This is a genomic window from Pseudoalteromonas maricaloris (assembly GCF_024746855.1).
Taxonomy (GTDB): Bacteria; Pseudomonadota; Gammaproteobacteria; order Enterobacterales; family Alteromonadaceae; genus Pseudoalteromonas; species Pseudoalteromonas maricaloris.
The window spans coordinates 404,100-412,929 of the sequence record NZ_CP024626.1; the positions used below are offsets into that span (position 1 = coordinate 404,100).

Below are 8,830 nucleotides of genomic sequence, written 5' to 3' on the forward strand. Positions count from 1 at the left end.
GGTAATTGGAATGTAAATACTTGTCTAGCATGAGAATTTTAATTGTTTTTAAAAATTGAACAGTGTTGGTTTTGTTTTTATTCTAAATTTCTATAAGTTATTGATAATTAGGTTTTTTATTTTTTAAGGTTTTGTGTAATAAGGTGTAATTGTCAGACTCTTTGTAACTATGTAGAGTGTGAACTGGTGGCAGTACATAATAATTTTAGATAAGGAGCTGCAATAGTGGATAGAAGAAGATTTGTTAAAGTGGGTGTGGCAGGTGTGCTTGGTGTAGCGTTCGCGCCAGCTTTCACCTTTGCTGCTGACCAAGGAAGTAGCACTGTCATTCCAAAAGTCCCTTTAGCGCAATTTGATGGTTTAGGTATCTCTTTACCCAAAATTTCAATCCATAACCCGCAGGGGGAGTTGGTAACCTTCGAAACCCAGCCTCTTATCATTCGGCGCTCAGACAATTACTTATATATCTATTTTGAATTGTCAAAGCAAATAGACATCTACACACTTGATGGTCATCGTGTAGAACACATCTCGTTGCCAAGTAATATCAATAGGGTTGTTGATTTTACTGTCGATGTCGAAAAACAACTAATTTATGTTGTGGGTAGGCAGTTATCAACCATAGATCAATTAAGTTTCGACGGCACGTACTTGATGACAATTGGTGAGCTCGCGTATGACGCTCCAAACAGAGTTAATGGGATTAAATCGTTGGAGTTGAATTCTAGTGGCAATGTTATTGTACTCTGCGGTATGCGACAGCAGCAGTTCGAATATACTTCGAGTGGCGTGTTGGTTAATGTGAATCGTGTCGCCACCAATGTATTTTTATAAAAATAAGAGCTTAATTTAGGTATTTAGTAAATCTATCAATCACTGGGATAAAGAATAAAAGTTTGTAGACTTGTAAAATATGTACTAAACCCTAGTAGCGAAACAAACTGAGCAAGAGCCAAGTATCAGCAACACTAAAGGCTCTGCTAACGCTCTGATACTCTCCATACGTCACCGCCTAGGAGCTTAATATGGAAAAATATACGTTTGAAAATTTAAAAGCGATAGAAGGGCAAACGCTAGAAATAAAATCACCTGATTATCATGCTAATTTGCAGGTTTCAGAAGTTGTCCATTCTCCCACAAAGAATGAACATTGGGAGGGGTATATAGTGTATTTAAGAAATACAGATACCAGTAATATACCACAACAGGGAAATTATATGGTTACCCATCCTGAACTGGGTTCTGTAGAGTTATTTATGTGTCCCAATTCACCCAGTGAAATTGAGATTATTTTTTCACGTAAAAAAATGATTAACGAATCTTAGAGTGGAGAGCTTATGACACCTTTTTATGGAATGATTCAGCAATTTGCATGTAATTTTGCTCCTACCGATTATGCCTTCTGTGATGGCGAGATAATGCAAATACAACAGCACCAGGCATTGTACTCTTTGTTAGGGAGTCAATTTGGCGGTGATGCACGAACGACTTTTGCTTTACCCGATCTACGAGGGAGGGTACCTATGCATCCAAATTTAGGCGCAAGAGAGGTTCAAGGGGCGCAAGGTGGTAGTGAAACCGTTGCTATTACCCTTGCGACAATGCCTCCTCATTATCACAAAGTGAATGTCTCAAGTGCGAGCGGGATATTTCGTAAACCAAATAATAACAAACAAGAAAGACCTACTGTATTTGCTTCTGTAAATCCTGATATTGCCGAAGCGTACACTACAGCACCTTCAAACCCATCTAGTTTGCAAGATACCAGCTTGCAAACATTGACAGCTAGTCCTGCATCGGGTGGGCAAGCCCATAATAATATGCAGCCTAGTTGCGTTATCAACTTTTGTATAGCGTTGGACGGGTTATACCCTCAGCGAAGCTAATAAGGAATAGTTTATGTCTAGTAGGTATTTATCAGAAATTATTATGTTTGCAGGCACGTTTGCTCCAATGCATTGGTCCTTTTGTGACGGCCAGCAGCTTGCAATTTCGACAAATCAAGCTTTATATTCTTTATTGGGGACTACATTTGGCGGAGATGGGAGAGTTAGCTTTGCTCTACCAGAGATGAGGGGAAGAGTACCTGTAGGGCAAGGCTCAGGACATGGGTTGACGCCTCGAGCTTTGGGTCAAAAGTTTGGTACAGAGTTCGAAACATTAACTGAATCCCAGATCCCATCCCATACCCACTCATTTAGGGCTAGTTCCGAACCTGCAAATTTAGGAGACCCATCTGGTGCTGTACTTGGAACAGCAGAGCAATTTGCGCCTGAAACGGAAAGTGGTTCGATAGTGCCCATGAGTGCTGCTGCTGTATCTTCAGCTGGTCAAAGTGATCGACATTTGAATGTCGCGCCGATCTTAGCTGTCAATTTTGTTATTTGTATGGCCGGTGTATATCCCCCTAGAAGCTAAAAGGAAACGTTATGAGCGACTCGTTTTACGGTGAAATTTCAATGATGCCTTATACTTTCACGCCTGAAGGTTGGGCTGCTTGTGAGGGGCAACTAATGCCAATTGGCCAAAATAGTGCGCTATTTTCACTTATTGGGACCATGTACGGGGGAGACGGTCGTGTCTCTTTCGCGATACCAAACTTGATAGGGCGCACGCCAATACATTCTGGACAAGGTCCAGGCTTAATTAATTGGGGGTTGTCTCAATTTGGAGGAGATAGCAGTGTGTACTTAACAACAGAGCAGATACCTCCACATACTCATCAAATGATGGGGAGCACGAGTAATAATGTGGCGGCTACTATTCCGGGTAATTTACCTGCTGCGTTAATTAGCAATGATACCATATTAGATCATTTCGATTTAAACAGTGACGGTAGCGAGCTAGATTATGAGAGTGTTGCATTTACCGGAGGTGAGGAAGCCCATGAAAATAGGCAACCTTGGCTTGCGATAAAGTTTTTCATTTGCCTTGATGGAATTTATCCGTCTCGTAGTTAACTCTTTTCCCAAAAGGTATCTATATAGATACAATGTACTGTATAGATATCTATTTTTTGTTGGGAGTTAATTATGTATTCGATTTTATTACTAGTGTTTTATATGGTTGAAAGTGATGAGATCCTACCTTTTTTTACTTTTATTTTATTTTCTCCATATTTCTGCTTCTTATGCATTGAATTCTGGTGAGTGGCCAAGGGTTTTAAATGTTAAATATGGTAATAGCTCTATTTCTTTAGATTACCACTCTGAGTTCAAAGAAGCTCCCGTTTACCATCACCCAAACTTAAATAATTTTGGATTGCTTATTGGTGCGCGTATTTTAATAAAGCACAGTATTGATTTAGATAAAATAAAAGAAACTTCTCCACTGCCTCACTTTAAGGTTTATAACTTTTTGGGTGAAGCTTGGAGCGTAGTATTTACAGATGGTGTAAATCACACATTTGAGCTGTTGGAAAGTTTAGCTCATGTAGAAGGAATAATAGACTTTGAGCCAGACTTTTTGCAAGTTCGACTAGAACGAAAAAATAATGAGACTCCTGATATATGGAAAATTTACACTCATACACCAGTTCGAGAATCACTTTCAGTTAAGCGTTGGTTTGACAGAGCAGGAGAGGGGACTGTCGTTGCAATAATAGATAAGGCATTTACATTAGAAGACCCATTTCTGAGACGTACCCCTATTAAACTCCATTATAGTGTTGATGAGTTAAAGGCTCGATCCGATAATCCCCAGCAGCTAAAAAATCTAAAACAAGATGGCTTTCATGGTAATTCAGGTAGTGCTTTAATTTGGTCAACACATGAGCAATATCAAGGTTTAGCGCCTAAAGCGGATGCAGTATTAATCGCTAGAGAGTATAACTGGACATCCGATATTATCTTATCGTTTTTTTTGGCAAAAATGTCTGGGGCGGATGTGATCTCTTGCCCTTGGACATTAATGTTTGTACCGGCCTCACTACAGCAGGTTTTGACTGATCTAGCACAAGACGGTCGGCAAGGAAGAGGGACATTGGTGATTGTAGCAGCTGGTAACACACCTATGCAGTTAGATGGCGGTTTTATGTTAGCAAATCAAAGTCAAGTGATCGCCATTAATGCGATGCATGGCGAAAATTATGGGCCAGTAAAAGGGGAAAATATACTTATAGCATTGCCTGTTCCTTATACGGTTTATAATGAAAATCAGGCGGACTACAGCGCATTTTATACAGGGACATCTGCTGCTAGTGTTGCATTCACAGGAGTCTCCGCAGCGATTTTAAGTGCGTATCCTGAGTTAACAAGAGAGCAATTTATTAACTTTGTTAAGCGTAATAATAGTAAAAACCTAAATGTAAACGAGCTAATTAAGGTGATTATGGAGAGTCAAAAAAGTCGAATATTAAATGGATTCTAGCTTGATCTGACTTATTGATTACACCATGCATTATCTTGTTGTTTACTTCATATGCTATTTTTGGTGATAAATGGAAGCCTTTATCTTCCTCAATAAAAAGAACCTCTTTGTTTGTTATTATAGGGATATGAATTTTATGGGGGATATCAGCTGAAACATGTTGATCAATATGTAAATCTATATGGCTGTGTGGTAGTAGCTTTGCTAGCATAATTCGAGCAGTCCTGCCATTGTGATAATTGTAAACTTTAGTTACATGATCAATTAATGGTTGTATAGTCATTTTCCAGTTTTCCCACTGATGGGTGTAATATGACTCTAGGTGGTTGTCTAGACTTTTTGGGAATTGGAATATAATGTGCTCAGTGCTATGAAAACATTGAAAGTTGTTAGGTTTAGCGCTATTTGTGCTATCCCAAGTTGCACTACTAAGTTGTACTTGTTTATAAAGTGGTTCAAAGATAGTGTCTGGAATAGTTGTTAATTGACGTATTTTTCCATCGAAATAACACATGGGCATCCTGAATAAATAGTTAAAGTATCATAATTGAGAGAGAATGTGTTTTGAAAACTAATTTAGTATGCTCTTTCCCCAAATGCGGTAGAACCTGGGTCAGGTTCATACTTGCTAATTATATTAATCAGTATGTAAAAGTACATAAGTCAATAGATTTTTTTAGCGTGTTCACCTTGTGCCCCAATTATAACTTAGATCCCGAGAGAGGGCTCCCTGCATATGCTTTATCACAGCAAGACCCTTTCGTTACTTTTAGTCATGCAGTATCTCATAGCAAAGAAGCTGATAAGTTGCTTATTATCAAGCGCTGTCCATTAGATACTTTGGTTTCATATTACTTCCAGTCGTCTAGCCGTCACGGTAGAGATTTACCACCACTATCAGAGTTCACTGTAAACCAAAGTATTTTCACACTTATTGAGTTTTATAATGAACTTGCAGCAGCACTCAGCAATAACGACCCTAAACAGCTTAAGACGATAAGCTATGAAGGTCTACATAGAAATACAATGGAAGTGATGATCTCAGTGATTGAGTTTTTTGAACTTTCACTGGAAGTTGATAAGTTGACGCAAGCGATAGCCCACTCTGCGTTTGATTCACTGAGGCGCTTAGAAATAGAAAAAGGATTTCCCAACCGACAAATTGTCATTGACCCTACTAATCCAAATTCCTTGCGAGCAAGGGAAGGTAAGGTTAATGGGCACACTCAACATTTTTCGAAACAACAAATTGATAAGATAAAAAATATACTAGAAAGTCGCCTAACATTGCCAGCAAAAATATTGTTAAGCGAATACTTTTAAGGGGAAGATTATGAATTTTAGCGAACTCGTATTACCAAAAGGGCTACATGTAAGAATGTCGAAGCCAAGCGATAGTGGGTTTTTACAAAGAGTGCATAATGAAAAACGTGACGATTTGCGTATGGTAGAGGGGGAACCGGACTTCATAGAGTCCTTAATCGAATTACAGTTCAGAGCAATGAACCAAGGGTACGGCGAGCAATTTCCGAATGCAATGTATTTTATCATTGAAAAGCAGAATGAACCGATTGGTCGGGCGGTAGTCGATTTTTCTGAGAATCAAGTGCATTTAGTAGACTTAGCCATTATTAAAAAGGCTAGAGGAAATGGGGTTGGGGAGGCAGTATTACGCTCATTTATGCACATAGCAGGTAAAATCGGTGCTTCAATGAGTCTGTGTGTGCTTTCCCATAATTTCACAGCAAAACGTTTATACTTAAGGCTGGGCTTCAGAGTGACGAGCATAGAAGGCCCGTCGGAAGTCATGATTTGGTATCCACAGGCGGCATCTAAAATTTACGTTTGATTGGATAATTATATTAAAGGGCCATACCCGAAGTAGGTAAATAGTGGAGCATAAGGAGTGAACGCTTCGATAGCAAAAGCTAGCTGTGCTTCACTCAGGTTTTCCATTTGCTGATTGTTAAAGTTGACTAATGGAGATGTCCGACCCTTGACGTTATGTATTTTTGAGAAATCCACAGAGTCAAGAGTTGGCTCAAACTCCGCCAACTGCTTCGAAATTATTGTGGGGTTATCACAAATAGCTTCATAGTGAATAAGCAAATATGGAGCAGCGCAAGACTCTATATTTTGTTTTTGTTGCATAAAACACCAAATAATGTGGTCAACAGCGAGTTGCTCAATATTGTAAAGGTCAGCTCGACCACGAATTATCGACTCAAAGGTTGCGATCGGGTTTCGAACTAAAAAAATGAACTTGGCGTTATCAAATTCTTCCATAAGCATATTCATGCGAGCGATATTGCATGGTGACTTTTCGATAAACAAGTTAGCGCTATTTTGTGTCTGTTTAACACAATTACTCCACCCTTTTCTGATAGCTGGCCAGTTGTAACTTCGAGGATCAGTTAGGCGATTTAGTGTATTGAATTGGCTCCACACGTACATGCTAGCATCATGAGCAGGGTTTGGTCCGATAAACTCAGGCAGATATTGGCCCTCGGTTGGTAGGCTAAGTACATTTTTTCCTGCTGCTAATGTGTTAGACAATAGGGTTGAGCCTGAATTATTTGGACTTAAAATAAATAAGTGTGTAGTTGCCTGAGCAATGCGTTTTATCGGCCGAGCGTCAAAGATAAGGTGAATACGATCTTCTTGTGAACTATTTGAAACTCCATGTAAAGCAAGATTATTAAGCTCATAAATAATGCCTGCTTTAAGGGAATACGTATTATCTTCTATGTAAAAGTCGACAAGGGAATTGGTTTTAAGTGGTACATGTACGCGGTGGTACTTGGCAAACATTGGATCTGAATCATAATGCTTTGAAATGCTGTTTCCCGCAGGTAAGCGCGCAAACATTATTTTCGATATATCCAACTTATGATAGCCATAGTACTGAGCAAATCTCGCAAAAATCGGTGCGAGTAGTGGCTGAAATACTTTAAGTAATGGCTCATTTACCTCTGTATAAGAGCCTGACTTAAAGAGTAAAACAATGCTATTTGTTTGCTTATGTACCTCATACGAAGTTTGTCGATAAGTGTTTTCTTGCCAATTAGACTCTGCCAAAGCATCGATCGCTGAACAAAGATTGCTGATATCTACATGCCCTATTGTGAGCAAGGGTTTTGTTAATCGCACATTGGCTCCTTAGACACTTACCAAAACTTAACTTTTGATTCTTTAATGAGTTAAATACATTACCACCACAAAAATATGTTGCGAAAAGGAAGAAATCAGTAGCGGTAACTGTAACTATATTATACATTTTCATCTATCTTATTGATAAATATTAATGATCTAGATATGACGGCAGAGACTAAACTATCATTTGGCATCGAATATTGCGAACGTTTTCCTGCCTTATTACACGCAATGCGTTCTACTATTCTCGTATCAAGTCATAACTTAGATGGATTGCTGATTATCAGTTCGAACGATGGTTGTGAAATTCAGTTACAAGTGGTGAGAATGCCACGAGTGCTGGGCGTTGCTGTTAATGCTTCACAAACTAAAATGGCTTTTGCAGCCTATGCACAATTATTGCGATATGACAGAGTAATAAAGCCACATGAACACCCAGTTTTGCAGTCTTTAGAGACTAAGCATGACTCATTTTATTATCCAGTACAAACACATGTCACGGGCTTTTTAGATACTCATGATGTTGCATTTGGAGGTTCCAATGATGGCGAATCCATATACCTAGTTAATACGCGTTTCAACTGTATCGCAACAATAGAAACTGGCAAACAGTTTAAGTCTGTTTGGCGACCCCCTTTTATTAGTGAATTAGTTGCGCAAGACCACTGCCACTTAAACGGTATGGCGATGAAAGGTGGCAAGCCTGAGTTTGTTTCATATTTTAGCGATTTAGATAGTCAGCTTAGTTGGCAGGGTGAAAGCAGTTTTACTGGGGGAATTATGCGTATTAGTGATGAGAAGGTAATTGCAAACGAGCTCAGTTTGCCACATAGCCCAAAATGGCATAATGATTCGTTGTATTTTTGTGAGTCAGGTACCGGAAGCGTTTGGTGTTGGGATGTACGCGGGCTCAAAAAAGTGATTGAAGTAAACGGATTTACAAGAGGACTTACTTTGACTGGTAAGCTCGGTTTTGTTGGTCTCTCGAAAATACGCGGTGCACGAGACGGTAGTAAGCGTTTTAGTGATATGCCGTTACTGTCGATCACTGATGAGCTATCAAGCGGTATTGTGGCTTTTGATCTTAGAAGTGGAGAAGAAATCGCCACACTAAACTTTTCTGGAGTATTAGATCAAATTTACGATGTTACGATAATAAAAGGCGAACGGTTCCCTAAAATATTTGAGATGGATGAGAATGAAGTAAGTGAGATAATCGTCTATAGTTAAGTCAAAATTCAGTGCAACTCGTAAGGTTGCACCTTCTTCTTAATTTCGATACAAAATAAGAAATTCAGTGTAATTGCAT

Annotated in this window: 11 protein-coding genes; 9 read left to right on the forward strand and 2 right to left on the reverse strand. The window is 39.1% G+C overall.

Features of this window, described 5'->3' with window-relative positions; all coding sequences use genetic code 11:
* Positions 1 to 225: 225 nt before the first annotated feature.
* The 6 genes from CTT31_RS19580 to CTT31_RS19605 all read left to right on the forward strand — a co-directional run bounded on the left by CTT31_RS19580 (position 226) and on the right by CTT31_RS19605 (position 4,368).
* The gene (locus CTT31_RS19580; protein WP_211857255.1) at positions 226 to 834 is read left to right on the forward strand and encodes a hypothetical protein; all 609 of its coding nucleotides are present in this window, start codon (positions 226 to 228) and stop codon (positions 832 to 834) included.
* Between the two features lie 191 nt (positions 835 to 1,025).
* Positions 1,026 to 1,325 carry a DUF6916 family protein gene (locus CTT31_RS19585; RefSeq protein WP_211857253.1) on the forward strand — a complete coding sequence of 100 codons (300 nt, stop codon included), beginning with the start codon at positions 1,026 to 1,028 and terminating at the stop codon, positions 1,323 to 1,325.
* Positions 1,326 to 1,337: 12 nt separating this feature from the next.
* Positions 1,338 to 1,886, forward strand: coding sequence for a phage tail protein (locus CTT31_RS19590; protein ID WP_211857251.1), 549 nt, complete (start codon positions 1,338 to 1,340; stop codon positions 1,884 to 1,886).
* A gap of 13 nt (positions 1,887 to 1,899) precedes the next feature.
* Positions 1,900 to 2,418, forward strand: coding sequence for a phage tail protein (locus tag CTT31_RS19595; protein ID WP_211857250.1), 519 nt, complete (start codon positions 1,900 to 1,902; stop codon positions 2,416 to 2,418).
* Positions 2,419 to 2,429: 11 nt separating this feature from the next.
* A complete protein-coding gene (locus CTT31_RS19600) occupies positions 2,430 to 2,960 on the forward strand; it encodes a phage tail protein (RefSeq protein WP_211857249.1) in 531 nt (176 codons plus the stop codon).
* A gap of 115 nt (positions 2,961 to 3,075) precedes the next feature.
* Positions 3,076 to 4,368, forward strand: a complete 1,293-nt coding sequence (locus tag CTT31_RS19605) for a S8/S53 family peptidase (RefSeq protein ID WP_211857248.1) — start codon at positions 3,076 to 3,078, stop codon at positions 4,366 to 4,368.
* Here the strand turns inward: CTT31_RS19605 and CTT31_RS19610 are convergent.
* Positions 4,328 to 4,882 (reverse strand): aspartyl/asparaginyl beta-hydroxylase domain-containing protein, encoded by a 555-nt coding sequence (locus tag CTT31_RS19610; RefSeq protein WP_211857247.1) that lies wholly within the window; start codon positions 4,880 to 4,882, stop codon positions 4,328 to 4,330. The genes CTT31_RS19605 and CTT31_RS19610 overlap by 41 nt on opposite strands.
* Before the next feature lie 50 nt (positions 4,883 to 4,932).
* On the opposite strand from CTT31_RS19610, the gene CTT31_RS19615 reads away from it, so the two are divergent.
* The gene (locus CTT31_RS19615) at positions 4,933 to 5,691 is read left to right on the forward strand and encodes a sulfotransferase domain-containing protein (protein WP_260492837.1); all 759 of its coding nucleotides are present in this window, start codon (positions 4,933 to 4,935) and stop codon (positions 5,689 to 5,691) included.
* A 10-nt stretch (positions 5,692 to 5,701) separates the two neighbouring features.
* Positions 5,702 to 6,217: a GNAT family N-acetyltransferase gene (locus CTT31_RS19620; RefSeq protein WP_211857245.1), complete on the forward strand. Its 516-nt coding sequence runs from the start codon at positions 5,702 to 5,704 to the stop codon at positions 6,215 to 6,217.
* A gap of 8 nt (positions 6,218 to 6,225) precedes the next feature.
* Here CTT31_RS19620 and CTT31_RS19625 read toward each other — a convergent pair whose 3' ends face one another.
* Complete coding sequence (locus CTT31_RS19625; RefSeq protein WP_211857244.1) at positions 6,226 to 7,518, reverse strand: sulfotransferase; 1,293 nt, start codon at positions 7,516 to 7,518, stop codon at positions 6,226 to 6,228.
* A gap of 165 nt (positions 7,519 to 7,683) precedes the next feature.
* Here CTT31_RS19625 and CTT31_RS19630 point away from each other — a divergent pair, with 165 nt between their 5' ends.
* The gene (locus CTT31_RS19630) at positions 7,684 to 8,751 is read left to right on the forward strand and encodes a TIGR03032 family protein (RefSeq protein ID WP_211857242.1); all 1,068 of its coding nucleotides are present in this window, start codon (positions 7,684 to 7,686) and stop codon (positions 8,749 to 8,751) included.
* Positions 8,752 to 8,830 lie beyond the last annotated feature (79 nt).

Excerpts from the sequence above, each read along its gene's own strand:
- CTT31_RS19585 (WP_211857253.1), top strand. The coding sequence starts at position 1,026 with ATGGAAAAATATACGTTTGAAAATTTAAAAGCGATAGAAGGGCAAACG.
- CTT31_RS19590 (WP_211857251.1), top strand. The coding sequence starts at position 1,338 with ATGACACCTTTTTATGGAATGATTCAGCAATTTGCATGTAATTTTGCT.
- CTT31_RS19595 (WP_211857250.1), top strand. The coding sequence starts at position 1,900 with ATGTCTAGTAGGTATTTATCAGAAATTATTATGTTTGCAGGCACGTTT.
- CTT31_RS19600 (WP_211857249.1), top strand. The coding sequence starts at position 2,430 with ATGAGCGACTCGTTTTACGGTGAAATTTCAATGATGCCTTATACTTTC.
- CTT31_RS19605 (WP_211857248.1), top strand. The coding sequence starts at position 3,076 with ATGAGATCCTACCTTTTTTTACTTTTATTTTATTTTCTCCATATTTCT.
- CTT31_RS19610 (WP_211857247.1), bottom strand. The coding sequence starts at position 4,882 with ATGTGTTATTTCGATGGAAAAATACGTCAATTAACAACTATTCCAGAC.
- CTT31_RS19620 (WP_211857245.1), top strand. The coding sequence starts at position 5,702 with ATGAATTTTAGCGAACTCGTATTACCAAAAGGGCTACATGTAAGAATG.
- CTT31_RS19630 (WP_211857242.1), top strand. The coding sequence starts at position 7,684 with ATGACGGCAGAGACTAAACTATCATTTGGCATCGAATATTGCGAACGT.